The 26,831-nt window shown below is 70.9% G+C and carries 21 protein-coding genes and 1 pseudogene; 7 read left to right on the forward strand and 15 right to left on the reverse strand.

The window, feature by feature from the left end; all coding sequences use genetic code 11:
• The 5 genes and pseudogenes from GA0115254_RS45185 to GA0115254_RS07010 form a co-directional block, all read left to right on the forward strand.
• A pseudogene (locus GA0115254_RS45185) lies at nt 1-337 on the forward strand (histidine kinase); the annotation flags it as partial.
• A complete protein-coding gene (locus tag GA0115254_RS06995; protein WP_093894418.1) occupies nt 334-813 on the forward strand; it encodes a roadblock/LC7 domain-containing protein in 480 nt (159 codons plus the stop codon). The pseudogene GA0115254_RS45185 and the gene GA0115254_RS06995, both read left to right, overlap by 4 nt.
• Complete coding sequence (locus GA0115254_RS07000) at nt 810-1,223, forward strand: DUF742 domain-containing protein (RefSeq protein ID WP_037689183.1); 414 nt, start codon at nt 810-812, stop codon at nt 1,221-1,223. Before GA0115254_RS06995 ends, GA0115254_RS07000 begins: the two co-directional genes overlap by 4 nt.
• Complete coding sequence (locus tag GA0115254_RS07005) at nt 1,204-1,854, forward strand: GTP-binding protein (RefSeq protein WP_093894419.1); 651 nt, start codon at nt 1,204-1,206, stop codon at nt 1,852-1,854. Before GA0115254_RS07000 ends, GA0115254_RS07005 begins: the two co-directional genes overlap by 20 nt.
• A gap of 30 nt (nt 1,855-1,884) precedes the next feature.
• Entirely contained in the window at nt 1,885-3,132 is a 1,248-nt protein-coding gene (locus GA0115254_RS07010; protein ID WP_093894420.1) for a styrene monooxygenase/indole monooxygenase family protein, read from the forward strand.
• Nucleotides 3,133-3,216: 84 nt separating this feature from the next.
• Here GA0115254_RS07010 and GA0115254_RS07015 read toward each other — a convergent pair whose 3' ends face one another.
• The 5 genes from GA0115254_RS07015 to GA0115254_RS07035 all read right to left on the reverse strand — a co-directional run bounded on the left by GA0115254_RS07015 (nt 3,217) and on the right by GA0115254_RS07035 (nt 9,206).
• Nucleotides 3,217-4,392, reverse strand: coding sequence for a C40 family peptidase (locus GA0115254_RS07015; protein WP_256102434.1), 1,176 nt, complete (start codon nt 4,390-4,392; stop codon nt 3,217-3,219).
• A 160-nt stretch (nt 4,393-4,552) separates the two neighbouring features.
• Nucleotides 4,553-7,102: an outer membrane protein assembly factor BamB family protein gene (locus tag GA0115254_RS07020; protein ID WP_093894422.1), complete on the reverse strand. Its 2,550-nt coding sequence runs from the start codon at nt 7,100-7,102 to the stop codon at nt 4,553-4,555.
• Between the two features lie 81 nt (nt 7,103-7,183).
• The gene (locus GA0115254_RS07025) at nt 7,184-7,450 is read right to left on the reverse strand and encodes a hypothetical protein (protein WP_093894423.1); all 267 of its coding nucleotides are present in this window, start codon (nt 7,448-7,450) and stop codon (nt 7,184-7,186) included.
• 17 nt (nt 7,451-7,467) lie between these two features.
• Nucleotides 7,468-8,223: a TetR/AcrR family transcriptional regulator gene (locus GA0115254_RS07030; RefSeq protein WP_093894424.1), complete on the reverse strand. Its 756-nt coding sequence runs from the start codon at nt 8,221-8,223 to the stop codon at nt 7,468-7,470.
• Between the two features lie 47 nt (nt 8,224-8,270).
• On the reverse strand, nt 8,271-9,206 hold the full coding sequence (locus tag GA0115254_RS07035; RefSeq protein ID WP_093894425.1) for an AurF N-oxygenase family protein: 936 nt from the start codon (nt 9,204-9,206) through the stop codon (nt 8,271-8,273).
• Between the two features lie 380 nt (nt 9,207-9,586).
• Between GA0115254_RS07035 and GA0115254_RS07040 the strand changes: the two genes are divergently transcribed.
• Complete coding sequence (locus tag GA0115254_RS07040) at nt 9,587-10,705, forward strand: ferritin-like domain-containing protein (RefSeq protein ID WP_093894426.1); 1,119 nt, start codon at nt 9,587-9,589, stop codon at nt 10,703-10,705.
• A 196-nt stretch (nt 10,706-10,901) separates the two neighbouring features.
• Here the strand turns inward: GA0115254_RS07040 and GA0115254_RS07045 are convergent, their stop codons facing one another.
• The 8 genes from GA0115254_RS07045 to ligD all read right to left on the reverse strand — a co-directional run bounded on the left by GA0115254_RS07045 (nt 10,902) and on the right by ligD (nt 20,891).
• Nucleotides 10,902-11,969, reverse strand: a complete 1,068-nt coding sequence (locus tag GA0115254_RS07045) for an amidase family protein (RefSeq protein ID WP_093894427.1) — start codon at nt 11,967-11,969, stop codon at nt 10,902-10,904.
• 4 nt (nt 11,970-11,973) lie between these two features.
• Nucleotides 11,974-13,431, reverse strand: coding sequence for a peptidoglycan D,D-transpeptidase FtsI family protein (locus tag GA0115254_RS07050; protein ID WP_093894428.1), 1,458 nt, complete (start codon nt 13,429-13,431; stop codon nt 11,974-11,976).
• 76 nt (nt 13,432-13,507) lie between these two features.
• Complete coding sequence (locus tag GA0115254_RS07055) at nt 13,508-14,887, reverse strand: FtsW/RodA/SpoVE family cell cycle protein (RefSeq protein ID WP_093894429.1); 1,380 nt, start codon at nt 14,885-14,887, stop codon at nt 13,508-13,510.
• 120 nt (nt 14,888-15,007) lie between these two features.
• On the reverse strand, nt 15,008-16,375 hold the full coding sequence (locus tag GA0115254_RS07060; protein WP_093894430.1) for a sensor histidine kinase: 1,368 nt from the start codon (nt 16,373-16,375) through the stop codon (nt 15,008-15,010).
• Entirely contained in the window at nt 16,372-17,148 is a 777-nt protein-coding gene (locus GA0115254_RS07065; RefSeq protein WP_256102435.1) for a hypothetical protein, read from the reverse strand. The genes GA0115254_RS07060 and GA0115254_RS07065 overlap by 4 nt, the downstream gene beginning before the upstream one ends.
• A 101-nt stretch (nt 17,149-17,249) precedes the next feature.
• The gene (locus GA0115254_RS07070) at nt 17,250-17,585 is read right to left on the reverse strand and encodes a zinc ribbon domain-containing protein (protein ID WP_093894431.1); all 336 of its coding nucleotides are present in this window, start codon (nt 17,583-17,585) and stop codon (nt 17,250-17,252) included.
• Complete coding sequence (locus GA0115254_RS07075) at nt 17,582-19,762, reverse strand: HEAT repeat domain-containing protein (protein WP_093894432.1); 2,181 nt, start codon at nt 19,760-19,762, stop codon at nt 17,582-17,584. Before GA0115254_RS07075 ends, GA0115254_RS07070 begins: the two co-directional genes overlap by 4 nt.
• Nucleotides 19,763-19,994: 232 nt before the next feature.
• The gene (gene ligD, locus GA0115254_RS07080; RefSeq protein ID WP_093894433.1) at nt 19,995-20,891 is read right to left on the reverse strand and encodes a non-homologous end-joining DNA ligase; all 897 of its coding nucleotides are present in this window, start codon (nt 20,889-20,891) and stop codon (nt 19,995-19,997) included.
• 61 nt (nt 20,892-20,952) lie between these two features.
• Here ligD and GA0115254_RS07085 point away from each other — a divergent pair, with 61 nt between their 5' ends.
• The gene (locus GA0115254_RS07085; RefSeq protein WP_093894434.1) at nt 20,953-22,017 is read left to right on the forward strand and encodes a non-homologous end joining protein Ku; all 1,065 of its coding nucleotides are present in this window, start codon (nt 20,953-20,955) and stop codon (nt 22,015-22,017) included.
• A gap of 73 nt (nt 22,018-22,090) precedes the next feature.
• On the opposite strand, the gene GA0115254_RS07090 is transcribed toward GA0115254_RS07085, so the two are convergent.
• A complete protein-coding gene (locus GA0115254_RS07090) occupies nt 22,091-24,349 on the reverse strand; it encodes a HelD family protein (RefSeq protein ID WP_093894435.1) in 2,259 nt (752 codons plus the stop codon).
• A gap of 443 nt (nt 24,350-24,792) precedes the next feature.
• The gene (locus GA0115254_RS07095; RefSeq protein ID WP_093894436.1) at nt 24,793-26,742 is read right to left on the reverse strand and encodes a S53 family peptidase; all 1,950 of its coding nucleotides are present in this window, start codon (nt 26,740-26,742) and stop codon (nt 24,793-24,795) included.
• Between the last annotated feature and the right edge of the window lie 89 nt (nt 26,743-26,831).

Raw genomic sequence — 26,831 nt, forward strand, 5'->3', positions numbered from 1 at the left:
CAGCACGCGCAGCTGCAGCAGGAGCGCATCACGGACAAGGGGCTGCCCAAGCGCACCCCCAACGGTCGTCAAGCCCACCACGGCATCCAGCACCGAGCGCAAGGGCAGCCTGGACAAGGAGGCGCTGCGTCGTCGGCTCGGCGGCTTCCACCAGGGCGCGAAGGACGGCCGCCGGGACGTCGAGGCGGAGATCGCCGAGATCACGGCGACCCAGCCGTTCCCCGGGGGCCCCGCACACGCAGGGCGCTCCGCACCTACCGAGCACAGTGAGCCGGCCGACCGTAGCGACGGCCGAACCGATGAGACGGGGGACACAGTCGAGGAGGCACGCAGTTGACTGCGCCCAGCACATTCGGGCTGAGCACCGAGGCCCGGAACCTTCACTGGTTGCTGAGCAATCTCGTGGAGGAGGTGCCAGGGGTCCACTCGGTCACCGTCGTCTCGTCCGACGGACTGATGCTGCTCTCCTCCGACCCCGGCCATCTGACAACTCAGAACACCGGCCGGCAGGACGGCCCGAAGGGCTCCAGCGCCGACCTGGCCACCATCGTCTCCGGCATCGGCAGCCTCACTGTCGGCGCCGCCAAACTGATGAACGGCGGCGGCGTCAAGCAGACCATGGTGGCCATGGACGAGGGCAGCGTCTTCGTCATGTCGATCAGCGACGGCTCGCTGCTCGGTGTGCACGCCACCCCGGACTGCGACATGAGCGTCATCGCCTACCACATGGCGCTCTTCGTCGGCCGAGCCGGACACGTACTCACCCCCGAACTCCGCAGTGAACTGCGCAAATCGATGGAGAGCGCCCAGTGACGCCCGCTGCTGAACCCGCCCGCAGGCTCCCCGTCCGCGGGTCCGACCGAAGGCCCGCACGGGTCCGCCCGTACTCGCTCACCGGCGGTCGCACCCGCTTCGGCCACGTCCTGCTCGTCGAGACGTTCGTCGCCGCGCTCGAAGCGCCCGAGGAGCGCCGCGAGCTGACCAACGGCAACCTGGCCACCCGCGTCATGCCGGAGCTCCAGGCCATCGTCGAAATCTGCCGCCGGATGCGTACGGTCGCTGAGATCTCCGCCCTGTTGAAGATGCCGCTCGGTGTGGTGCGGGTGCTGCTCAGCGACTTGGCCGACCAGGGAAAGATCCGCGTGTACGGGACCGGTCACGGCACCGGCCAGCCCGACCGCGCACTGCTCGAAAGGGTGCTCAATGGACTCCGCCGTCTCTGAGTCGCCGCTCTTCACCCCGCGCCAGCCGGGGGTCAAGGACCAGGCCGAGGAATCGCTGCAGGCCTGGCAGTTGGACCACACCAGGGCCCCCGTCGCCACGAAGATCGTGGTCGCGGGCGGGTTCGGCGTGGGCAAGACGACCTTCGTGGGGTCGGTCTCCGAGATCACCCCGCTGAAGACCGAAGCGGTGATGACCCAGGCCAGCGAGGAGACCGACGATCTCTCCGCGACACCCGACAAGGTCACCACGACCGTCGCGATGGACTTCGGCCGGCTCACGCTCGACGACGACCTCGTGCTGTACGTGTTCGGCACACCGGGCCAGCAGCGCTTCTGGTTCATGTGGGACGACCTGGTGCGTGGCGCGATCGGTGCGGTCGTGCTCGCCGACACCCGGCGGCTCGCCGACTGCTTCCCCGCACTCGACTACTTCGAGAGCTGCGGCCTGCCGTACATCGTTGCCGTCAACCACTTCGAAGGAACGCCGGGGTTCGAGGCGGAGGACGTCAGGGAGGCCCTGACTGTGCCGCCGCACGTGCCTGTTGTGATCATGGACGCGCGTAACAGGATCACCGTCGTCGAGTCGCTGCTGGCCCTCGTCGGCCACGCCCTCGATGCCACCCCGGCATAGCTCGCACGCAACACGTAACGGAGAACCGCGATGCGGAAGATACTCATAGTCGGAGCCGGTCAGTCCGGTCTCCAGCTCGCCCTCGGACTGCAGTCCCGAGGGTACGAAGTCACCCTGATGTCCAACCGCACCGCCGACGAGATCCGCTCCGGCCGGGTCATGTCGACGCAGTGCATGTTCGACACGGCGCTCCAGTACGAGCGTGACTACCAGCTCAACTTCTGGGAGTCCCAGGCCCCGCGCATCGAGGGCCTCGGCGTCTCGGTCGCCGCTCCCGACTCCTCCCGCGCCATCGACTGGGTCGGGAAGCTGGACGGCTTCGCCCAGTCCGTCGACCAGCGCGTGAAGATGGCCGGCTGGATGGAGACCTTCGCCCAGCGCGGCGGACAGCTCGTCATCCACGGCGCCGCCGTCTCCGACCTGGACTACTTCTCCCGCACCTACGACCTCGTGATGGTCTCCGCGGGCAAGGGCGAGCTGGTCTCCATGTTCGGCCGGGACGCGTCCCGTTCGCCGTTCGACGCCCCGCAGCGCGCCCTGGCCGTCGCGTACGTCCACGGCATGGGCCCGCGCCCCGAGCACCCCGAGTTCGACGCGGTCCGCTGCAACCTGGTCCCCGGTGTCGGCGAGCTCTTCGTGATGCCGACCCTGACCATGTCCGGCCGCGCCGACATCCTGTTCTGGGAGGGCGTCCCGGGTGGCCCGCTGGACGTCTTCCAGGGCATCAAGGACCCCTCCGAGCACCTCGCGAAGACGCTGGAGCTCATGGAGCGGTTCCTGCCGTGGGAGTACGCCCGCGCCACCAAGGTCGAACTGACCGACGCCAACGGCACCCTGGCGGGCCGTTACGCCCCGACCGTCCGCAAGCCGATCGGCCGGCTGCCCGGCGGCGGTCTGGTCCTTGGTGTGGGGGATGTGGTCGTCGCCAACGACCCGATCACCGGCCAGGGCTCCAACACGGCCTCCAAGTGCGCGAACTCCTACCTGAACTCGATTCTCGAGCACGGCGACCGCGAGTTCGACGCCGAGTGGATGCAGGCCACGTTCGACCGGCACTGGGAGAACACGCAGCACGTCGTGAAGTGGACCAACGCGATGCTCGGCGTTCCGCCGGAGCACGTGCTGAACCTGATCGGCGCAGCCGGCCAGCTCCAGCCGGTCGCCAACCGCTTCGCCAACGGTTTCAACAACCCGGCGGACTTCGAGAACTTCTTCTTCGACCCGGAGAAGACGAACGCGTACCTCGCCGAGGTGTCCGGGGCCGCATCGGCCGCCTGACCACAGCAGCCGGGCCGAGTCCCGTCGGGAATCCGACGGGACTCGGCCCGGCTGTCATGTGCGGACGTCACGGCCCCCGGCCGGCTACTGCTCGGGCGCCGCCGACGAGCTGTACCCCGCGTCCGAGCCCGAGGACGCCCCCTGCGGGAGCTGCGGCGACTTGTACGCGGACAGCGGCGCGCTCCGCGGATCCGGCCGTACGGCACCCAGCAGCGGATTCGACGCCACCGGCGAGACCTTCACCTGCGAACCCGGCCGGGGCGCCTGCACCACCTGGCCGTTGCCGATGTACAACGCCACATGGGTGGCCTTCGGGAAGTAGATCACCAGGTCGCCCGGGCGCAGCGCGTTGAGCGGAACCTTCGGCAACTGCCGCCACTGCTCCTGCGAGGTCCGCGGAATGACCCGGCCCGCCTTCGCCCAGGCCTGCGAGGTGAGCCCCGAGCAGTCGAACGAGTTCGGACCCTCCGCGCCCCACACATACGGCTTGCCCACCTGCCCGATCGCGTACTTCACCGCCTCGCCGCCCGCCCGGGACGGTGACCCGGTCGAGGACAGGGCGCCCGAGGCGGCCAGGGCGACCTGAGCGTCCGTCATGTCCTGCTGTTCCAGCCGGGACAGCTCGGCGAGCTGTGTGCCGGAGAGCGTGGCCAGTCTCGCCTCGACGGCCTTGAGCCGTGACTGCACCGCGTCCCGCTGCTTCTTCTGCTTCGTGGCCAGAGCCTGCTGCCGGTCCAGCACCTTGCGGGACTCGGCCGCCAGGTCGTCGGCGCGCTTCTCGGCGCCGGTGAGCCGCTCCACAGTGGCCGCCCGCCCGGCCGCCGCACGCCGGACCACATGCTCCTGGTCCAGGAAGTGCTCGGGATCACGCGCCAGCAGGAGCTGTATGTACGAGGAGATGTCGGACTGCCCCTGATACTGCTCACGGGCCAGCTGCCCCGCCTCGTCGTGGCTGTCGGACAGCGCTGTCCGGGCGGCGACGAGGGAGGTGTGGAGCTTCTTCGTCTGCGCCTTGCGCTTCTTCAGCTCCGCCGCGGTCCCGTTGTACGTCTCGGTGGCCTCCTCGGCCTGCTGGTACAGCTTGTGCAGCTCGGTCAGCAGCTGGGCGACGCTCTTGTTCGTGGCCGCGGGGGCGGCGGCCGAATTCGCGGCGGGGCCCGCGGCGGGGCTCGGGTCCACGGGAGCGGCGGCTGCCGGCGAGGTTACGACTAGCGTGGTCAGGGTCGCAGTGCAGACCGCACGCAGGAATCCGCCTGACACGACATCACCTCCGGTGACGGGGCGAGTCATGGGACTTCCCCATGAGTGAGCGCATCAAATACGGTCACTCGGTGTCACGAGATGCAAGAACCGTGCGGTGTGGCGGCAGACGGGTTCGCCCGGAAGGCGGCGGGCGGGGGCGGACCCCCTGAGCCTTCGCTCAGGCGACCGGAAAGGCGTAGAAAATCCGGTCGCGCTGGACGACGGCGGTCCTTCCGGCCGCCAGCACCCGGTAGGGAGCGGTGACCGTGGGCCCCTTCGGGTCCTGCGACCCGATGTCCTGGAACTTCCACAGCCGTCGCCCGTCCTGCGCGGCGAACGCGGTGACCTGGGCCCCGTCCGCGGCCAACAGCGTCCTGCCGGTCGTGCTGAGCGTCACCGCGGGGGCGGCGGTGCCGGGTGCCGCCTCCGTCGAGCGTCGCCAGCGCGGCCGCCCCGTCTCCCGGTCGACCGCGCCCACTTCCTGGTTGCGATTGGTGGTGTGCAGAAGCGTTCCGGTGGCGGCTGGGGTCCCGTACGGAGTCCCGGTGGTGCCGTTCAGCGTCCACTTCGGCTTGCCTGCGGGGATCTCGAAGGCCTGGAGATCGTCACCCACCGCCGCGTACAACAGGCCCCGGTCGTCGCCCATGGCTGCCCCGTCCGGTGCGATCGTGCCGAACGACCTGCTCCACAGCAGCTTTCCGGTCTTCTGGTCGAAGCCCCGGAAGACGGCTTTCCCCTTGGCGGCCTTCACATCGCCGGGTGTCAGCGTGCCTGTGCTCTGACGTACGACGAAGTCGTCCTGCCCGACAGCGATCAGCCGGTAGACAGGGGCGGCAGGCCCGCGCCCGGTGGGCACGGTGGTCCGCCACAGTTCCTTGCGTTGCAGGACGTCGTAGGCGAAGAGGTACGACTTGACGACCTGAGTGTCCTTGCCCCGCTTCTTGCCCTTCTTCGGAGCCGGGGCCTTGACCGTCACCTTGTTGGAGCCGGTGAACCAGACCACCGGTCCGAAAGTGCCGACGACCCCCGACACCGCGAGGTTCGGCGCCCCGGTGAACCCGTCCGCGTATCCCGCCCGGTGCGCGACCTTGCCGTCCTTCGGCGACAGCCACAGGAACTCGGACGGACCGGCGACGAAACAGAGATCCTGCCCGGCCGGCAGTGCGGCCTGTCCCTTGGCGGCGTCCGTGTTCTCCCAGACCCGGCGCCCGGTACGCAGATCGATGCCGGTCGCCCCGTTCTCGCTGGTCAGCACCAACAGCCGGCCGTTCCAGAGGGCGGCGGTGAGCGGCGGAGGTTCGGCCGCCGGGTGCGTGTACACCCAGCGCGGCTGGGGCGGCAGCCCCGCGACGGTGGGACCGCTGCGGCTCGGCGCAGGCTTGGGATCGTCCGTCGTCCCCCCGTCACCGGACCCGAGTGCGAGCCCCCCACCCCCGCCGACCACCAGCCCGGCGGCCCCCGCGGCGAGCCCGATGAAGAGGCTGCGCCGACCGACGGCGGGGGAGGCGGGAGCGGCCGGGGAGGCGGCGGGAGCCACGGGGACCGGCAGCGGGCGGGGCGGCGGCACAACGACGGGCGGGAGCACGGCAGGAAGGCCGGCGGCGGGCGCGGCAGGGGGCGCGGTGAGTTCGCGCGGTACGGACAGCTGGGTCGTGGGCCGGTCGGTCCTCGGGACGTGACGCCCGATGTCGCCCAGTTGAGCGGTACGGGTGTCCCGGGCGGGGGCGAGTTCGCGGCCGGGCGCGTCGGCCGGTGCGCCCGACGGTACGGCGTCCGCAGGTTCGTCGCCGGGCCCGTCGACCGGCGCATCCACCGGACGACCGGCCGACACCAACTCCCCGACCCTCAGCCGCTGTTCCGTCACCGCAGCCGCCAACCGCTCCGGCAGCCAGTCGTCCTTTGCCAGGCCCGCCGCCCCCTCGAGGGCCAGCTCCGCCGCCACTGTTCCCGCATTCGGCCGGTCGGCCGGGTCCTTCGCGAGGCAGCGGGCGATCAGGCCGCGCAACTCCTCTGGGACCGCGCCGAGTTCGGGGTCCGTGCGGGCGATCCGTTCGGCGCCCTCGGCGGCCGGGCCGTCGGCGAGCGGGGTCGTGCCGGTCGCCGCGTACGCCAGCAGCAGGCCCAGCACGAAGAGATCCGAGGCCGGTCCGGGCTCCTCTCCCTCAACGTGTTCCGGGGTGAGATAGCCGAGCCGTACGGACAACTGCCCGCCGGTCCGGGCCTCGGCAGCGGCCGCAGCGCCCAGCGGGCCGAACGCGGTGAGCCGCGGCCCGTCCTCGGCCAGCAGCACTGTCCCGGGAGCCAGGCCCTGGAGCACGGCACCGGTGGCGTGCACCCGGGAGAGGGTCTCGGCGATGCCCGCGCCCAGTATCCGCACAGCACGCTCGGGAAGCGGCCCCACGAGCCCGATCGCCTCGGAGAGCGTCAGCGCCGGTACGTAGGGGCCGGCCGTCCACGGCAGGTCGTCGTCCGCGTCATCGGCCGGGGCGTCGAGCTGTGGCTGGACCCAGCCGCCGGCCAGCCGGTCCGCGATGCGGGCCTCCGCCTGGAAGCGGCGCCGGAAGGCGGGCAGCGCGGCGAGTTCGGGGCGGGCGGCGGTGATCACCACGGGTCTGTCCGCGGCCGTGTCGTGCGCGAGGTACTGCACGGCGCTCGCGGTCTCGCGGCACCGGGCCAGCACGGCGTACGGACCGATGCGGCGTGGATCGTCCTGACGCAGCGCCTCCATGGCGCACCCCCTTGCTGACCGTGCCCGGCACCAGAGCGTCGATCTTAGACCGATCCCTCCGTCCCGCCGGGTGTCGCACCCTCAGTCAGGCTTCGACCAGGGCCACTTGGGGCTGTGCCGCACACGGCCCTCGGGGGCGTACTCGTACACCCAGCCCCGCGGAATCCCCAGCCGCTTGGAGTGACCGGCGGGCACCCGGCGGTACGCGTACACGGTGGCGGGCCCGCCGTCGGCGGCCGGTACCGGGACCTCGTACCACTTGGGCGGATGGCCGGTCGGACCGACGAGCACGGGCAGGACCCGCCCGTCCAGGGGGCCGCCGGTGAAGGGGGTGTTCTCGCTTCTCACCGTCCCAGTCTGACCGATCAGCCCTCGGGCAGCAGATGGGCCGCCCCGCCGACCACCGGGATCAGTCGTTCCGCCAGCTGCCCGGCCGGGCCTGCGGCGTTCTCCAGAGGCAGCAGCTCCGCCACCGCCGACGCGGTCTCCGGGTCCGTCGCCGCCGTCGCGGCCAGCAACGCGATCAGCTGGTCGACCAGCCAGTCGCGCAGATCGGCCGCGGCGGGCTGCTTCCCCTCGTCCAGCCATATCAGGGACGCCGCTTCGACGGCCGCGATCCAGGTGCGCACCATCATCCGCAGCCGGGGGCCGGGCTCGGCCCCCGCATCCGTGCCGCCCCGGCCCAGGTGCAGCAGGATCTGCTCGGCCGCCGCCCGCCGCACCTCGTCGACGATCGCGGTCGTACGGGAGGTCTCGACGACACTTCCGCCGCGCAGCAGTGCGCTGAAACCGGCGTCGTGCTCGTCCACGAAGGCGAGATAACGGTCGAGCACCCGCAGCACCCGCTCGGTGGGTGGCCCCACGGGCGGCTCGCTGAAGCACAGGATCAGTTTCTCGGCGGCCGACCTCAGCGCCGCCTCGTACAACTGCTGTCGTCCGCCCGGGAAGTAGCGGTACACGAGCGGGCGGGAGACCCCGGCGACCGTCGCCACCTCGTCGAGCGAGACCTCGTCGGGAGCCCGGTGTGCGAACAGGGTGAGCGCCGCACCGAGGAGCTGGGTGCGGCGCTCCTCGACGCTGAGCCTTCGGTACGCACGGGTCGGCGGCGCGGCAGTGGTCATGCCATGAAGCCTAGGCGCTCCGCCCGAACGGGCAACGGGGCGTCGGCTCAGGCGAGCAGGCCGGAGCTCTTCCACAGCCTGCGGCCCACCCCGTTGAGTACCCCGATGTCGTCCAGGAAGTCCGTCAGCCGCTTCGCGCCGGTCTGCATGATCTCCGCCCGGTGGCCGCTCGCCTTCACCTGGGCGACGGCCTCTCGGCGGTCCAGACCGACGTTCTCGTACACCAGCGGATTGATGAAACAGACGGAGAAGACACGGGCCGCCTCGCCGCAGCTCACCCGGGTGAGCTCGCGCTCCCAGCGCGGGGCGGTCACCATCTGGCGGCGCAGCTCCTCGCGGGCGTACCGGACGTGCCGCGCCTCCTCGACGACATGGATGCGGGTCACACCGCGCACCAGCGTCTGGACGCGCTCGTCCGGGAACGTCAGCCGCTGCATCCAGTCGAGGATCTCCTCGCCCAGCAGGGTCGCGGCGAACGAACCGGGCGTGGTGGAGATGGTCTTCAGCACGCGTGCGAGGTTGTGATAGACGCGCGGTACGGGGTAGTCGGGCGACCCGCTCCACTTGATCATGCGGCCGAACATCATCGAGTGCCGGCACTCGTCGGCTATCTCGGTGAGCGCGTAGCGGACGTGGTTGCTGGTCACCGGCTTGTCGTAGATGTGGCGGACCAGCAACTGCATGAGGATGATCTCGAACCAGATGCCCAGTGAGGCCAGCGATGCCGCCTCGTGCCTGGCCAGGTCCGACCGCTGCTCCTCGGACATCCTCCGCCACAGCGGGGTGTCGTAGAGCGAGACGAGCTCGGGCGGCCAGAACCACTTGCCGTCCTCCGCCGCCGATTCCCAGTCGAGTTCCTTGTCCGGATCGAAGGAGTGCTTGGCCGAGGATTCGAGCAGCCGCTCGGCGATCTGCTCGCGATCCCGGAGCGGGCCGAGTGCATCGCGAAGCAACTGCACGTCGCGTTCGGTCACTGTCGTCATGGCTGGAGGCACCTCGCACATGGGTTACCGGCGGTCACTTCTTATGAGACTATCCGTCAGCAAGGCCGTCAATCCCTTGCGCACGACTTGTTGACCCGGCGTCTACCAACGTGTGAACCTGCCAACTGACTTAGACCGACCGGCAAATGGGGGGTGGGAGAAGGAGCGGGGCTGGGTGCGTGCAGCTGCAAGGCGGAGGATTGAGACAGATGGGGTCTCCCCTGCTCGAGCGCAGCCGAGAGCTTGGGGAAGGAGCCATGGTGATTGACGACAACGCGGCAGATGCGCGTGCCCAGCCCCGCGACGCCGCCCCCCATTTGCCGGTCGGTCTTAACCGCCACGGAACTTATCGGAGCACGCAAGGCGAGAAGGAGCCGTCCGTGTCGACACACGACCTCTACACCACCGCCCCCGGCACACCGCTGTGGCAGGTGCCCGCCTCCGGCGCCGCCCGCTTCAGCTGGGACTACGACGACGGCCGCGAACGCCTGCTCGCCCTCTACCAGAAGGGCAAGGACAAGCAGTGGGACGGCAACAAACGCATCGACTGGTCCCTGGAGGTCGACCCCGCCGACCCGCTCGGCACCCCGGACGACGTCCTCACCCTGTACGACACGCCGCACTGGGCGAAGATGACCGACCAGGACCGGGGTGAGCTGCGCAAGCACTACACCGCCTGGCAGTTCAGCCAGTTCCTCCACGGTGAGCAGGGCGCCATGGTCTGCGCCGCCAGGATCGTGGAGTCCGTCCCCGACCTGGACGCGAAGTTCTACTCCGCGACCCAGACCATGGACGAGGCCCGGCATGCGGAGATATACAGCCGGTTCCTGCACGAGAAGGTCGGGATGCTCTACCCGATCAACGACAACCTCCAGGGCCTGCTCGGCGACACCCTCCGCGACTCCCGCTGGGACATGCCCTACCTCGGCATGCAGGTCCTCATAGAGGGCCTCGCCCTGGCCGCGTTCGGCATGATCCGCGACACGACGACCAAGCCGCTGCCCAAGCAGATCCTCGCGTACGTCATGCAGGACGAGGCCCGGCACGTCGCCTTCGGGCGGATGGCGCTGCGCGACTACTACAAGCAGCTGAGCGACGCCGAACTGCGCGAACGCGAGGAGTTCGTCATCGAGGGCTGCTATCTGATGCGCGACCGGCTCAGGGGCGTCGAGGTGCTGGAGAACTTCGGCATCCGCAAGCAGGAGGCCGAGGAACTCTCCGAGCAGTCACCGTTTCTGCAGCTCTTCCGCAAGCTGCTGTTCAGCCGGATAGTGCCGTGCGTCAAGGACATCGGCCTGTGGGGCGAACGGCTCCAGAAGGCCTACGTCGACATGGGCGTCTTCGAGCTCGGCGACTCCAGCCTGGACCTGCTGATGGCCCAGGACGAGGAACTGGCCGAACAACTGGACCGGGACCGTTTCGCGGCGGAGGAACAGGCCAGGGTCGCGGAGGTCGAAGAAGCGATGGCGCAGGGCGGGGCCGGCGCGTCCGGGGACTGAGAGCAGAGCGGCCGCCCGGCGGGGACCCGGGGGACGAGCCTCCGGCGTCGAGTTCCCGCACACTCGCGCGGAACGACGCCTCGTCCCGCGCGTAGGGGATGCCCAGCCCCATGCTGTACGTGGCCTGCTGCCGGGAATCCGAGGCGGGCCGTGTTCACCCGGGCCGGCTCATGGCCGGTCTGTCGGTCCTTGTGTGTCATGGCCGCACGGTAATCAGCACACGCTCCACCGCAAGGGCCATTCCGAGCAGTGGGACGTCCGCCCCGCGCTCCGCGGCCAACTGCAGCCCGACCGGGCAGCCGTCCGCCGTGAACCCGGCGGGCACACTAGCCGCGGGATGCCCGCTGAGATTGAAGGCCCAGGTCAGTGCGGTCGAGTAGAGATCGCCCGGACCCTCGTGGCCGTGCGGGCGGTTGGGGGTGGTCGGGGTGAGCAGCAGAGGGGTACGGGAGAACAGGGCGTCGAGCCGGCGGTCGTTCTCGCGGCGGATCTCCGTGGCGGCCGGGGACGGCTCCCCGCCCCGGACCGCCTCCCACGCCTCTCGCGGGTCGAGCAGCTCGCACGTACGGTCCACGAGCCGCACCACCCCGCCCGTCACGAGGCGCCCCACCGCGCGCCGGACGACCGACTCGATTTCCGGGTCGACCTCCGCATACCCCAGATCGGGGCTGAAGACAGCGGGGATCGGAAGATCCGTCGTCGCCGGTTCGCAGCTGTCCAGGACACAGCTCAGATAGGTCCGGGCCCGGGCCGCCGAACGGGTCAGCACCCCGGCGGAGGCGAGCCCGGACCGGTCGGGGGAGGGCAGCAGGCCGTTCGTCGTCTTCAGGCCGAACACCCCGCACCATGCCGCCGGAATCCGTACCGACCCCGCCCCGTCGCTGCCGGTCGCCAGCCCCACCAGATCCGCCGCGACCGCCACCGCCGAGCCCGCCGAGGAGCCGCCGGGTGTGCGCTCGGGGTGCCACGGGTTGACCGTACGGCCGTGTGCGCCCAGCCCCCAGGTCTGCCAGGGCGTACCGGGACCGGGCACCGAGGTCGCGCCGACCGGGACACCACCGGCCGCGACCAGTCGCCGGGTCGCGTACGAGCGGATACCGGCCGGCCCCTTGACCGCGAACGGCATACCGGCCAGCGGAAGCCGACGGGCCCGGGCCTCGTCGGCGAGCGCCCTCTCGGGCCACACCTCGATGAACGCGCACAGGCGCGGATCCTCCCGCCCGATCCGCTCCAGCGCCCGGCCCACCTCACCCGCGTCCGTCACGCGCTCATTTTCCCAGAGCCGCCTGCATGACGGAACGGGCGATCGGGGCCGCGCTGCCGCCGCCGCTGATGTCGGCCCGGTTCGCGGCCGCGTCCTCGACGACCACGGCGACCGCGACGGCCGGCTGCGCCGAGTCCGGCGCCTGCGCCCAGGAGATGAACCAGGCGTAGGGCCTGCCCGAGTTGTCGATGCCGTGCTGTGCGGTGCCGGTCTTGCCGCCGACCTCCACCCCGTCGATCGCGGCGTTGGCCCCCGTGCCCTGCTCCACGACGTCGACCATCATCCGCCGCAACTGCACGGCCGTCCGAGGGCTCATCGCCTGGTGGTAGGTGTGCGAGCCGTTCCGGTGGACGGTCGAGCCGCTTCTCGTGGTCGTACGGTCCACCAGATACGGGTACTTGAGGTCGCCGCCGTTCGCCACGGCCGAAGCCACCATCGCCATCTGGAGCGGTGTCGCCGTCGTGTCGAACTGCCCGATCGAGGAGAGCGCCAGCTGGTCGTCGGACATCTCGGTGTCGAAGTTGCTCTTCGCCACCCCCGACGGGATCTGCAGCCCGGTGTCGTTGAAGCCGAACTTCCGTACCGCGTCCACCATGCCCTTCAGCCCGACCCGCACCCCCAGCTCCGCCATCACGGTGTTGCAGGAGACCCGGATCGCCTCGGCGAGCGAGGCGTTCTCGCAGCCTTCCGCCTCATTGGGGAGCGTGGTCGACGTACCCGGCAGCACATAGGGGGACGGGGTGTCGGTCTCGTTGTCGGGGTCGGTGACGACGTTCGCGTCGAGAGCGGCCGCCGCTGTCACGATCTTGAAGGTGGAGCCCGGCGGATAGGTCTGCCGGATCGCCCGGTTGAGCATCGGCTGGCTCTTCGCCGCGTTCAGCTGCTGCCAGGCGTCGGTGACCGACGAACCGGTGCCGGAGAGCCGCCCGGGATCGTACGAGGGGGTCGAGACCAGTGCCAGGATCCTGCCGGTCGACGGCTCGACGGCGGCGACCGCGCCCCGCCGCCCGCCGAGCCCGTCGTAGGCGGCGCGCTGCATCGAGTCCTTGATGGTCGTGACGACATTGCCGCCGGGCTGCCGGCTGCGGGTGATCTCGTTCCACAGGGGGAACGGGGCGAGCATCGAGTCGGTGCCGGAGAGGATGCCGTCCTCGGCGTTCTCGATCAGGGTCGTGCCGTACGTCTGCGAGGCGTAGCCGGTCACCGGTGCGTACAGCGGGCCGTTCTTGTACGTGCGCTCGTACTTGAGCTGCTCGCCGGTGTCCTCGGTGTCGGTGACGGACTTGCCGCCGACCAGGATGTTGCCGCGCGGCTCGCTGTAACGGGTGATCGTGACGCGGCGGTTGGCGGGATTGTGGTCCAGGCTGTCGGCTTCGAAGACCTGGATGCGGGCGGCGTTCAGCAGCAGCGCCACGAGCAGCAGCAGACAGAGCGCGGCGGCCCGGCGGATGTAGCGGATCACGGCCTGGCCTCCGGGGCTCGCGGCGGGTACGGGGTCACGGCTCGCGGGTACGGGATCACGGTTCGCGGGGGCGGGATCACAGCCCGTCCTCCGCCATCGGCGCGATGACTCCGGTCTCGACATGGTCGGGACGGGGTCTGCGGGCCTGGTCGCTGACCCGGATCAGCAGCGCCACGATGATCCAGTTGGTGACGACGGACGAACCGCCCTGGGCGAGGAAGGGCATCGCCATGCCCGTCAGCGGGATCAGTCCCATCACCCCGCCCGCGATCACGAACACCTGGAGCGCCAGGATCGAGGCGAGGCCGATCGACAGCAGCCGCCCGAACGGGTCGCGCAGGGCGAGGCCGGCCCGGTAGCCGCGGGCGACGAGCAGCGCGTACAGGAGGAAGACCGCGGTCAGTCCGGCCAGGCCGAGTTCCTCGCCCGCGGTCGCCAGGATGAAGTCGGACTTGGCGGCGAAGCCGATGAGGATGGAGTTGCCGAGCCCGAGCCCGGTGCCGAGCATCCCGCCCGCGGCGAACGCGAACAGCGACTGTGCCAGCTGGCTGGGGCCCCGGCCGGCGTCGATGGACGCGAACGGGTCGAGCCAGTCCTGGACCCGGCTGTGCACATGCGGTTCGAAGGAGCCGACGACGAACGCGCCGACGGCGGCGAGCAGCAGACCGACCGCGATCCAGCCGGTCCGGCCGGTCGCCACGTACAGCATGATCACAAAGAGGCCGAAGAAGAGCAGCGAGGTGCCCAGATCGCGTTCCAGGACCAGCACACCGACGCTGAGCAGCCAGATCGCCACGATCGGGCCGAGCACCCGGCCGGTGGGGAGCTGGAGCTTCCAGATTCTGCGGCCGGTGTGGGCGAGGGCGGTGCGGTTCGCGGCGAGATACGCGGCGAAGAACACGGCGAGCAGGATCTTGGCGAACTCGCCCGGCTGGAAGGAGAATCCGCCGACCCGGATCCAGATCTTGGCACCGTTCACCGCAGGGAAGAAGATCGGCACGATCATCAGGACCAGGGCGGCGGCGACCGAGAGATAGGCGTACCGCTGGAGCACCCGGTGGTCGCGCAGGAAGACGACCACCGCGATGAAGAGCGCCACGCCGAGGGTGGACCAGACCAGCTGGGTGGGGGCCGCCTGGTCCTTCGGGGTCTCCAGGTCGAGCCGGTAGATCAGCACCAGGCCGAGCCCGTTGAGCAGTACGGCGATGGGCAGCAGCAGCGGATCGGCGTACGGGGCACGGAAGCGGACCGCGAGATGGGCGAGGAGGGCGAGCAGCCCCAGGCCCGCGCCGTAACCGGCCACATCGGGCGGGACCGCGTCGTTCCTGGCCAGGCCGACGGCGGCGTAGCCGTAGACGGAGATGAGGACGGCCCCGACGAGGAGCAGCAGCTCGACTCCGCGCCGCTTGGGCAGACGTGGATCGGGCGGGGGCGCGTCCGCCGTCGTTGCGGTCATGCCACGCAACGTAGCAAGAGGTGGTGTCTATTTCCCTTATGTCATAGCGGGTATGTCCACAGACGTGTTCATGAGGGTCTGCCCGGCGGCAGGCATCGGGCGGGTCCGGCTGACGGCCCCTCACTCCTTGTGATGCGGTCCGGATTCCGGCTCGTCCCGGCTTTCCGGCGCCTCGTCGTCCAGGCGTACGTATTCGGGGAGCCTCAGCCGGGCCACGGCCCCGCCGTCCTGGGCGTTGGAGAAGGTGAGGTCGGCGCCGATCGCCTCCGCCTGTCCGACGGCGATGGTCAGCCCGAGACCGTGTCCCTTGCTGCCGCCCTCGGTGCGGAACCGCTGCGGGCCGTCCTCCAGCAGATAGTCCGGAAATCCCGGCCCGTGATCGCGTACGGTCACCACCGGCCCGTCGACCGTCACTACCACCGGGGGGCGGCCGTGCTTGTGCGCGTTGGTGATCAGATTGCCCAGCACCCGTTCCAGGCGGCGCTTGTCGGTCTCGACCTGTACGTGCTCCCGCGGTCGCCCTGCGGCGGTTCCTCCGGAATGGATCTCGGTCTCCGTTCCGGATGCGCGGACCACGCGTTCGACGAGCGGCGCCAGTTCGTGGACATCGAGATCGACCTGCTCCGTACGGGCGTCCAGCCGGGAGATCTCCAGCAGATCCTCCGTCAGCCCCCTCATCGTCCGGACCCGGTCCCGTACCAGTTCGGACGGCCGCCCAGGCGGCAGCAGTTCGGCGGCGGCCGAGAGGCCGGTGAGCGGGGTGCGGAGCTCGTGCGCCACATCGGCCGTGAACCGCTGCTCGGTCAGCAGCTTGCGCTGGAGCGTGGACGCCATCGTGTCCAGCGCGCCGGCGACGATCGCCACCTCGTCCTGCGGGCGCGAAGGGTCCGCCGTGCGCGGGTCGCCCACGCGGGCGTCGAGGTCGCCCGCACTGATCCGGCGGGCCACCTGGGCCGTCTGGTGCAGCCGCCGGGTGACCCGGGTGACGGCGAACGCGCCGACGAGCAGGGTGGCGCCGGTGGCCAGCAGGGAGGAGCCGACGATCGCCCCGTCGAGATCGTTGATCGTGCGGGCGCTCTGGCTGTAGTCCACCTCCGTGGCCAGCGCACGGCCGTCGGCCGGAGCCGCCGCCCACATGACCGGACGCCCGTTGTGACGGGCGACGAGCGTGCCGCTTTCGCCGCCCGCGGCCAGTGCGCGCAGGGAGGCGGGCAGCCCCGGCGGATCGATGCCGGACCCCGGCGGGAGCGGCTCGCCCGTCTCGTACGCGACGGTGACGTCCTCCAGCCGGGACAGCGCCTTGTCGCGGGCCTGACCGACGGTCTGACGGGTCACCTCGTTGTGGACCAGCACGCTCAGCAGCGCGGCGAGGACGCAGCACATCACGGTGATGAAGACGGCCGACTTCCAGGCGAGCGTCGCGGTCCAGGCAGGTGCGCGCAGCCCGCGCCGCTTCGTTCCGTGCCGGCCGGCCCCGCGCCGCCTCATCGGCGCTCCGCGGAAACGCCGACGGACGGTGCGGCGGTGGGTCCGGCGGTGGTGGACCGGGTCGTCGGGCCGGTGGTCGTGGGGTGCGGCTGCGGGGCCCGGGACGCAGGCATCCGCAGGATCTCGTCCCGGGTGGGCAGCATCGCGCGCTGTCTGCCGTCCCAGGACCAGGCGGTGCGGTACTCGTACCCGGTGATGGCCGACGGCACCCGCATGATCAGATCCCGCCCGGCCAGCTCGACGCTGATCACGGCGTCCGCGGTGGACAGGATCCGGGTCAGCCCGCCCGCCTCCGGCATATAGACCCGTACGGAGAGTTGGCGGCCGGGCAACCGGACGCCGAGCACCATCTCGTCCTTGCCGTCGCCCGTCAGATCACGGAAGTAGGGCTGCAGCACGGGACAGGAAGCCGGCTCGGTACGGCACGCGGTGATGCGGCGGACCGTGTCGGCGGAGAGGCCGACCGTGCCGCTGGACCGGTTGGGCCGGGCTTTCAGGCCCGCCTGCACCACCGCCACCGGATCCAGACGGTGCACATCGCCGTCCGGCACCTCGATCCCCGGGATGCGCGCGGTCTCACCCTCGCCGTAGTCGTACGGAGCGGCGGAGGCCGGCGGCAGCTCGGGCCAGAGCCGGGCGGGCCCGATGGCGGTCGGGGTCGCTCCGGCGCTCCGCAGCCCGCCGCTGGTGCCGCAGCCGACCAGCAGCACTGCGCCGACGACGGCCCCGAAGGCCGCCGCCGTGCGGCGCTGCACCCGGCGATGCGGACGCATGACACCCTCCCTTCTCGCGGTCTGTGCCTCATAGACCTTATTCGGAAGGAAGTCATTTTTGTCTATTTAGTGACGGTTGGGGCGCCGGTTGGGATGCTGCTTCAGCGCTGGTACGGGTTCTGTCCCTGTCCGCCGGGCGCGTATCCCGGCTGTCCCTGCCCCTGTCCCTGCGCCTGCCCGAACGGATTGCCGCCCTGCGAGGCGGCATGCTGCGCCAGCAGCTGTTCGGCCTGCTCCTTCGGGATCTGCTGCTCCCCGCCGCAGAACGTGCACTGCGTCGCGAACTTCGTCGAGAACGGGAACAGCGGCACGAAGAACAGCGTGAACTTCGTGACCCGCTTGCGCAGCGTGTGCGCGGCGGGATTGCCGCACCAGCCGCAGACCAACGTCAGGATGGCCAGTTGGTACAGATAACCCCGCGTACCGAAAATGATCATGTTGTGGGTCCCTTCCCCGTACTGCCCAGAAGCGCCTGCCGGCAGAGCGCCAGCAGCTTTTCGTCCTCGTATGTGTCGTGGCTGCCGTATCCGCCGTCCATCGCGTTGTGACGGCGTACGGAGGCGAGTTCGGCGCGCAGCACATGTGCCACGTCCGACCCTGCACCAGCGACACCCGTCCGCGCCAGACATTCCGCCACCCGGACCCGGACGTGACGGTTCTTCTCCCAGGCCGCCAGGAGCACCGGCACGGACTCCTCGGCCCGCCCGGACACGTCCCACAGCGCGATCGCCGCATCCACCCGCAGCCACAGCTCCTCGTGCCCGAGCAGTGCGCGCAGCCGGGGCGCCGTCACCGCCGCCCGCGTCCCGAGCCTGCCCAGCGCGTTCACCGCGGAGCGCCGCTCGTGGACCCGCTCCGCCTGCAGGCCCTCGATCAGCACCGGCAGCACGGCGTCGGCGTCCCCGTCGACCGCCCACAGGGCCTCCGCGACCTCCGTCGCCGAGGTGTTCCCGGGGCGGCGCAGCAGAACCCGCAGCTCCGGTACGGCGCCGTGCGCCGCGGGCCCGAACGAACCGAGGGCCCGCAGCGCCGCCGTGCGCAGCCACTCGCCCCGGTACTCCGGCGCGCCGCGCAGCACCCGCAGCACCTCCGGCATCGCCTCGTCCGCCCGTAGCGCGGTCAGCCCCGCGAGCAGCGGGCTCGCCTGGTCGTACGCCCCCTCGTGGAGACGGACCTCGCCGAGCCGGCGGCGCAGCAGAGCGGTCAGCGGGGCCGCTGCCGTCCCCATACAGTCGATGGCGAATCCCACGTCGTGCGGCACCTCGGGCCGCTCCAGCGCGGCGGCCAGCGCGGGCACGGCACGGGCGTCACCGAGCCTGGCCAGCGCCTTCACCGCGCTGCCGAGCCCCGGAGGCCCGCTCGGCCAGTCCTGAATCCAGGCGCCGGGGTCCGCCACCACCCGGGCCGCCAGCGCATCGGCGGCGGGCGCGGCGAGCCCGAAGAGCTCCTCCAGCACATGCGCGGCGGTCTCGGCCAGCCGCGGCTCGGGGGTGGCGAGCTGCTCACCCACCAGTCGGACCAGCTCCTCGTACGAGCCGCGCCAGGCCCGGATCAGCCCGCTGCTCATCCGGAGCGCATCGATCCGCTGCTGGTGGTCGGGGCTGCGCAGCTGATCCGTCAGCAGTGCCGTCCGCTCGGCGACCCGGTCGTCGAGCCCGACATGCAGCGTCCGCAGCAGGTCCGCCGTCCACGGGGCGGTGCGCCCCGAAGTCCCCTCCTCGGACAGCGCCCGCAACTGCCCCACCAGGGTCACGGGCGCGGCCCGCTCCTCGACGGGCGGCTCCCCGGTCCCGGCCGCCTCCGAGTGCGCGTCGACGGCCGCGACCGCCTCGGCCGGACCGGCCTGCGCATCGACCGCGGGAGCCGTCCCGGCCCGGCGCACGGGCACCGAGCGCAGCTGCCGCAGCAGCCCCGTCACCACTCGTACGACATCGCCCGGCAGCGCATCCGGCGCGCACCGCGCCAGCTGGGCCAGCGCGGCCAGCCGCAATCCCGGCGGGAAACCCTCACCGGCCAGCCGGGTCAGCCAGTCGGCCACTGGCCCGGCCAGCGAACGATGCCGCAGGGCGATCCGCCCCGCGGCCTCCACCAGGGCGAGCCGTACCTCCTCGGCCGGCTCCACCGGCAACCGCTCCCGCAGCAGCGCGAGGACCCGTACCGGGTGGCTGTGGAGCGTGGCGAGCGCCAGGGGCGCGGAGAGCCGCGCGCCCGGGTCCTCGTCGGCCATCAGCTCGAAGAACACCCCGGCGCCCGCGGTGACGGCGGTCGCCGCCATCGCGTAGTTCGCCGCGCCCTCGATCTCGTCCTCGTCGATCTCGTCCTCGTCGTCCCCGTCCAGATCGATGCCGCCGATGCTGGTGAGCAGTTCGACGATGCTGCCCCGGTCCTGGACGCCCGGATCCACGACCAGCTCGAAGAGAAACGGAATGCAGGCCAGCGTGCAGGCGTACACATCACCCTGGTGGTGGACGGCCCCGTACATGCCGTCCAGCGCCGCCTCGCGCACCGCCGGATCGGCGGACGCGAGACCCCGCAGCATCGCCGGCACATCATCGGCAGGCCCATAGGCATGCTCCATCGAGGCCCAGTCGACTTCGTCGATCCCTGCGAACACGCCATCGCCTCCCCACGCAATTCCACGAAGCAGTGTCTGCGAGGAGTCTGCACCACGGCTCGGACGCTCCGCCCTCCACATACGGTCTTTTCCTGACGGACATGACAAGATCGTCCGCCATGCGCTATGCGCTCCGGGGGCGAATTCCGGACGCGTCGACCGACCGATGGAAGCGGCTCGTCCGGCGATCGAGGACAGAACGGCGGCCGCCCCGACCCCGCCCCGCCCGCCCCTACCGTGCAGCCGGCAACCGCCCTGCCCGGTCCGGATCGACGAGCGGCCCCAGCAGATCCCCGTACCGCTCCAGCCGCGCCCCCATGTCACCGGCCAGAAAGACCAGCTCCCCCGGCGCCCGGCACTCCTCGATCTCCGCCCAGGTGACGGGCGCCGAGACGGTCGGTTCGGGCCGGGCGCGCAGCGTATAGGGCGTGGCGGTCGTCTTCGCCGCCGCGTTCTGGCTGAAGTCGACGAACACCTTTCCCGGCCGCAACGCCCGCGTCATCCGGCGCACGACCAGCTCCGCAAGCTCCTGCTCCGCCTCGACGGCCAGCCCTTTCGCGTACGCCGACACCCGATCGGCGGGGGTGGGCTCCAGCGGTACGAGCAGATGCAACCCCTTTGACCCCGAGGTCTTCCCGTACGCGGGCAACCCGTCCGCCGCCAGCCGCTCGCGCAGCCACAGTGCCACCGCGCAGCACTCCACCACGGTCGCGGGCGCACCGGGGTCCAGGTCGAACACCATCCGGTCGGCGATCCCGGGCGCGTCGGCCTGCCACTGCGGCGTGTGGAATTCCACCACCAGATTGGCCGCCCACATCAGCGAGGCCAGATCCTGCACGACCACCTGTCTGGCCTGTCTGTCCTCGTGGTGCGGAACGGCGGTGGTCCGTACCCAGGACGGCGTACCCGGAGGCGGATTCTTGGTGAAGAAGCGCTGCCCGTCCGGCCCGTCCGGATAGCGCAGGAAGGACACGGGCCGGTTGTGCAGATGCGCGAGCAGAGCCCCCGCCGCGGTGGCCGCGTAGTAGTGGAGCACCTCGCCCTTGGTCGTTCCGGTGGCCGGATACAGCACCTTGTCGAGATTGCTGAGGGCCAGCCGCCGCCCCTCCACCTCTGTGATCGGCGTCATACGATAAGAATCACATGTTTCCCTCATCTATAGGTATCTATACGGACACAAGGGGTGAACAGTGCGGTCCATCTGGAACGGCGCCATCTCCTTCGGGTTGGTCAGCATCCCGATCAAGCTGGTCAACGCCACCGAGAACCATTCGGTCTCCTTCCGCCAGATCCACCTCGCCGACGGCGGCCGGATCCGATACCGGAAGGTCTGCGAGATCGACGAGCAGGAGGTCACCGTCGCCGACATCGGCAAGGCGTACGAGGACGCCGACGGATCGATGATCCCGATCACCGACGAGGACCTCGGCTCCCTCCCGCTCCCCACCGCAAAGACGATCGAGATCGTCGCCTTCGTGCCGGCCGCCTCGATCGACCCGCTCCAGATGGACGCGGCGTACTACCTCTCCGCCAACGGGGTCCCGGCGGCCAAGCCGTACGTCCTGCTGCGCGAGGCGCTGAAGCGGAGCCAGAAGGTCGCCGTGGCGAAATACGCGCTGCGGGGGCGCGAACGGCTCGGCATGCTGCGGGTGGTCGACGATGTGATCGCCATGCACGGCCTGCTCTGGCCGGACGAGATCCGCAGCCCCGAGGGCGTCGCCCCGGAGACCGAGGTCACGGTCCGCGATGCCGAACTCGATCTGGCCGACGCGCTGATGGCCACCCTGGGCGAGGTCGACATGGACTCGCTCCACGACGACTACCGCCAGGCGGTCGAGGAACTCATCGCGGCGAAGGCGGACGGCCGGACCCTGGAGCCGGCGCAGGCGGACGCCTCGGGCGCCGGCAAGGTCATCGACCTGATCGCAGCGCTCGAGAACAGCGTCCGGGCCGCGAAGGCGGCCCGTGGCGAGGAGCCGGAGGCCGCCGGAGAATCGGCAGACGCGCCCGTCGCCAAGGTCACCTCGCTCACCGGCCGCAAGAAGTCGGGTGGAACCGGAGCGAAGAAGAAGGCCGCGGCGTCAACCAAGAAGACGGCCGCGAAGAAGCCGACGCCGAGCAGGGCACCCGCCAAGAAGACCGCCGCACGGTCGACGGCGAAGTCGTCCGCCGAGACGACGGCGAAGAAGACCACCGCGAAGTCGGACGCCAAGCCGACGAAGAAGGCGGCCTCGCGCAAGCGCGCCTCCGCCTGACGGGTGCCTGCCGCGCGGCGGCACCTGCGGCTATTCGTTCTGACGGGCGCCTGCGCCGAGGCGACGACCGCAGCTACCCTTCCTTCTCCTCCGCCGGTGCCGGTGCGAAACCGATCAGCCCGAGCCGCTGGGTGGCGCGGGTCAGCGCCACGTACAGGTCGTTGACGCCGCGCGGCGAGCCGGTTTTGATCCGCTCCGGCGCCACGACGATCACCGAGTCGAACTCCAGCCCCTTGGACTGCCGCGCGTCCAGCAGGACGACGGGGCCGGTCAGATCCGGCTCCGGCCCGTGCGACGCATCCGGCATCGCGTCGGCGAGCGCGGCGTGCAGTTCCGGCGGTGCGATCACAGCGACCTTCCCCTCGGCGCAGCACTCCTTGGCGACGGCTTCGGATGTGGCATGGACCAGCTGCTCCGGCTCCACCGCCATGGTCCACGGCCCGACACCGGTCGAGCGCACCGACCGGGGCGGCTCGAAGGCGGGATCGGCCTCCCTGCGGACCTCGGCGGCGGCCTCCATGATCTCCGCCGGGGTGCGGTAGTTGATGCCGAGACGGGCGTGCTGCCAGCCGTCCCCGACGTACGGGCCGAGGATCTGCTCCCACGAGTCGGCGCCGGCGGCGGAGCCGGTCTGCGCCGGGTCGCCGACCAGCGTCATGGACTGCGTGGGGCAGCGGCGCATCAGCAGCCGCCAGGACATCGCGGAGAGTTCCTGCGCCTCGTCGACGACTATGTGGCCGAAGGCCCAGGTCCGGTCGGCCGCGGCCCGCTCGGCGGCGCTGCGGTGGTCCGTCTGCTCCTGGCGTTCGGCGAAGCGCTCGGCGTCGATGATGTCGTGGGCGGAGAGCACTTCCGCGTCGTCCTCGTCGTCGAAGTCGGTGCTGCGCGAGCCGAGGGAGAGGTCGAGGACGCCCTGGGCGTAGGCGATCCGCTCCCGGCGCTCGGTCTCCTCGGCGGCGCGGAGGGCGCTGTCGTCCTCGCCCAGCAGCTCGGCGGCCTCGTCGAGCAGCGGCACGTCGGCGGCCGTCCACTCGGTACGGTTCGTCAGGCCGGTCGGATCGACGCCGGGGCGACGGATCAACGCGGCCTCCTCGGCCGGCAGATGCGTGGGCCGGGCGAGGAGGTCGGCGACCAGCGTTTGAGGGGTGAGCCGAGGCCACAGGCTGTCGATCGCGGCGTGCACCTCGTGGTTGGCGGCCACTTCCTTGTGGAGCTGCTCGATGTCGGAGGCGTCGAGCAGGTTGGGGCCGCCGAGCGGGTCGGCGCCGATGCGGTCGGTGAGCTGCTCCGTCAGCGCGTCGACGATCCGGGCGGCGAAGTGGCGGTGGGCGAGGTTGTGGGGCAGTCCGGTGCCACGGGCACCGGCCCGGGCGCGGGCCGCCGTTGTGCGGTCGAGGACCAGGTTCTCCTGGCCGTGCCTGATCTCGATGGCGGGATCGGGCAGTTGCTGCCGGTCGGCCACCGCCGTGCGCAGGATGCCGGCCATCCGGACGTCGCCCTTGACGGCGGCGGCCTCCGGGCTGTCCGTGCCGGTGGCCTGTACGCCGGGAAAGAGCTCGCCCACGGTCGCCAGCAGTACGCCCGTCTCGCCGAGGGAGGGCAGCACGTTGCCGATGTAGCCGAGGAAAGCGGGGTTGGGGCCGACGATCAGCACCGCGCGGCGGGCCAGCTGCTCGCGGTAGGCGTACAGGAGGTACGCGGCGCGGTGCAGGGCGACCGCCGTCTTGCCGGTGCCGGGGCCGCCCTCGACGACGAGGATGCCTCGGTGCGGAGCGCGGATGATGTGGTCCTGCTCGGCCTGAATGGTGCGCACGATGTCGGTCATGCGCCCGGTGCGGGTCGCGTTCACGGCGGCGAGCAGGACGGCGTCGTCGTTGGGGTCCTCGAAGCCGGTGCGGAGGCCGGGCTCGGTCTCCTGGAGATCCAGGATCTCGTCGTGCAGAGCGGTGACCCGGCGCCCGCGCGTGGTCAGGTGCCTGCGGCGGCGGAGGCCCATCGGTGTGTGGCCGGTCGCGAGATAGAACGGGCGGGCCACCGGAGCGCGCCAGTCGATGAGCAGCGGTGTGTGCTCCTCGTCGCTGATTCCCAGACGGCCGATGTGATGGCGTTCGCCGTTCCGTAGATCGATCCTGCCGAAGCAGAGCCCGTTTTCCACGGCGTTCAGCGCGGCGAGGCGGTCGGACTGCTCCGCGACCGTGATATCCCGCTCCAGCCGGGCCTGCCGTCCTTCGGCGGCCTGGCCCAAGGAGGTCCGGACGGCTCCTTCGGCCCGTTCCCGGAGTACGTCGACACGCTCGTGGAGCAGGGTGATGAATTCCTGTTCCCGCACCATTTCTTCGCTTGGCAATTGCGCTCCAGGCCCCGATATCATGCGGATGTTGAATAACTCTGCAGGCTCATCGTGCAGGCCATATAAATATTCTATATACGAAGACAGGTGACCCGGACGTCAATTTCGTCCGGGATTTTTTTGTGCCCTGCCCGGGTGCCCGGCCCTTACGGGCCCGAGCGGGGCCGGCGCGGTACTCCGAGCGCTCCATGTGATTTCAATGGGGAGTGGTGATCATTGATTCTCCGGCGTGAATGGGCGCCGGAAGTCGGCTTTCGGCTGCCCGTCTCCCGCGGGCGCCCGGCAGCCCTCGCGATCCCCCGGTGAAGCGGCATCGCGGGGGCGGGGCGCCGGGGAGTCCGGCGGGCCGTACGCGCGGGACCGCCCCGGAGCGGCGGCCCCGGGGCGGTCCTCACCTCGTGCTGGTACGGCGTGTAGCCCGAACGTCAGTGGCGGCGGTACGAGTTCACGTAACCGGCCGCCGGAGTCCCGACACCCGTCACGTCGTCATACCCCTTGACCGCCTTGAGCGAGGCGTCCTTGCCGAGACTGCGCACCGACGTCAGTACGCCGTCCGCCGCGTCGAAGCCGTTGGCGAAGTCGACCCGGGCCACCGCGAGGTCGCGGTTCGGGCCCAGCGGGTGGTCGGTGACGTCGTGGTACGCCTTCGAGCCGTACCGCGCGTAGATCGCCGGGTTGGCGAAACCGATCGGCAGACCGTGCCGGGCCTGCTGCGCGAGCGCCTGGACACCGGCGATGACCGGCGCGGCCAGTGACGTACCACCGATGCGGTACTCGTCGTAGCCGAGCGATCCGTCGGGCAGCGTCTGGGTCTGGCCGACCAGGAAGCCGGTGTTCGGGTCGGCGACGGCCGCGATGTCCGGGGCCGTGCGCATCCGCTTCTTCCCGTTCGCCTGCGCGAGCGAGTCCGGGACGACTCCGCGCTGGTAGAACGGCTGCTTCACGGACGAGCTGGTGCCGCCGCCCGCGCCGGAGGTGTACGCGCCCGGGAAGCCGGTCCAGGTCTTGCCGTCGTCGGCGAGGCTCGCCTTCAGCGTGCCCCAGCCGGTCTCCCACTGGTACGTGTCGTTCTTGCCGACGGCCAGCGCGGTGCCGCCGACCGAGGTCACCCACGCGGAGTTGGACGGGACGTCGATCTGCTTCGTGCCCGTGGACGCGACATTGTCGCCGTCGTCGCCGGACGAGAAGTAGAAGCCGATGCCCTCGATCGCACCCATCTTGAAGACCTGGTCGTACGCGGCCGCGATGTCCGGGGTCTCGTTCGCCTCGATGTCGCCCCAGGAGTTGGAGACGATGTCCGCGAGCCGGTGGTCGACGACCTTGTTCAGCGAGTCCAGCAGATCGGCGTCGTAGCAGGAGGCGCCACCCACGTACACGATGTCGGCGGCGGGCGCGACCGCGTGCACGGCCTCGATGTCGAGGGTCTCCTCGCCGTACCAGCCGGAGGCCCCGCACTCCTCGGTCTTCGTGTAGTCGGCCGGCAGCACCTGGCTGAGCTGCCCGCGACGGTACGGGGCGTCGCCGTTGCGCTTGGCGTACTCGGCGGCGTCCTTCGCGATGGTCGGCGAGGCGTACGCGTCGGTGATCGCGACGGTGACGCCCTTGCCGGTCCAGTCGCCCGCACCGTACGCGGCGCGGAGCTGCTTTCCGGTGTAGCCCTTGACCGCATACGGCACCTTGGACCCGTAGGCGCTCGGCAGCGTCGACGCGGTCTTCGAGCCGTAGTACGAGGAGAAGGGGCCGGAGTTGCGGAACACCGCGTCCGGCGGCGGCAGCGTCTCGTCGTGGCTCGACTTGTGCGGCGCGTTGTCCAGGCCGGAGACGGCGAGAACGGCATCGCTCAGCCCGGCGGGCACGGAGGCGGTGGAGGCCGGGGCGCGGTAGGTCCGGCCGCCCTTGCGGTAGTTGCGCAGCTGGGTGCCGAACGCCTTCTCGGCAGCGGCCACGTCACCGGTGGCCGAGACATAGTGCTGGTTGGCGCCGGTGACGGTCAGCCCGTTCGACCTGAGCCACTGGCCGACCCGGTCGATCTGCTGCTGAGTGGCCCCGAACCGGGCCTGCGCCTGCTCGGCGCTCAGGTACTTCCCGTACGAAGCGGACTGCGGGTCGGACACGGCAGCGGCGTAGGCGGCCAGCCCCTTCGCGTCCCGTCCTGCCAGGTGGACCCGGATGCTGACCTTGTTGCTGTCGGACGTGGCCCCCTGGTCGGCGGCTGCGGTCGCCCAGGCGGGCTTGGTGCCCTGCAGCGCGTCCCGCCCGCTCGGTGCGGAGTCGGCGCTGGCGGTCGGTATCCCGAGGGCGAGCGCACCGGCGAGCAGCGGCAGTGTCGCTGCCATGCTCAGCGCGGCGCGACTTCTCGCGCGGCTGGTTCTCATGTAACCCCCTGCGATGTGGTTCTTCGCGTGTGGAGCATGTGCCGGATGATGTGCACATGTAATGCGCCACTCTGGCGAGGAACGCCTCA

Origin of the sequence: Streptomyces sp. Ncost-T10-10d (assembly GCF_900091955.1) — a bacterium.
GTDB lineage: Bacteria > Actinomycetota > Actinomycetes > Streptomycetales > Streptomycetaceae > Streptomyces.

Excerpts from the sequence above, each read along its gene's own strand:
- GA0115254_RS07070 (WP_093894431.1), bottom strand. The coding sequence starts at position 17,585 with ATGATCATTTTCGGTACGCGGGGTTATCTGTACCAACTGGCCATCCTG.
- ligD (WP_093894433.1), bottom strand. The coding sequence starts at position 20,891 with ATGACGCCGATCACAGAGGTGGAGGGGCGGCGGCTGGCCCTCAGCAAT.
- GA0115254_RS07020 (WP_093894422.1), bottom strand. The coding sequence starts at position 7,102 with ATGGAGGCGCTGCGTCAGGACGATCCACGCCGCATCGGTCCGTACGCC.
- GA0115254_RS07055 (WP_093894429.1), bottom strand. The coding sequence starts at position 14,887 with ATGACCGCAACGACGGCGGACGCGCCCCCGCCCGATCCACGTCTGCCC.
- GA0115254_RS07010 (WP_093894420.1), top strand. The coding sequence starts at position 1,885 with ATGCGGAAGATACTCATAGTCGGAGCCGGTCAGTCCGGTCTCCAGCTC.
- GA0115254_RS07095 (WP_093894436.1), bottom strand. The coding sequence starts at position 26,742 with ATGAGAACCAGCCGCGCGAGAAGTCGCGCCGCGCTGAGCATGGCAGCG.
- GA0115254_RS07030 (WP_093894424.1), bottom strand. The coding sequence starts at position 8,223 with ATGACCACTGCCGCGCCGCCGACCCGTGCGTACCGAAGGCTCAGCGTC.
- GA0115254_RS07090 (WP_093894435.1), bottom strand. The coding sequence starts at position 24,349 with ATGGTGCGGGAACAGGAATTCATCACCCTGCTCCACGAGCGTGTCGAC.
- GA0115254_RS07060 (WP_093894430.1), bottom strand. The coding sequence starts at position 16,375 with ATGAGGCGGCGCGGGGCCGGCCGGCACGGAACGAAGCGGCGCGGGCTG.
- GA0115254_RS07035 (WP_093894425.1), bottom strand. The coding sequence starts at position 9,206 with ATGACGACAGTGACCGAACGCGACGTGCAGTTGCTTCGCGATGCACTC.
- GA0115254_RS07065 (WP_256102435.1), bottom strand. The coding sequence starts at position 17,148 with ATGCGTCCGCATCGCCGGGTGCAGCGCCGCACGGCGGCGGCCTTCGGG.
- GA0115254_RS07005 (WP_093894419.1), top strand. The coding sequence starts at position 1,204 with ATGGACTCCGCCGTCTCTGAGTCGCCGCTCTTCACCCCGCGCCAGCCG.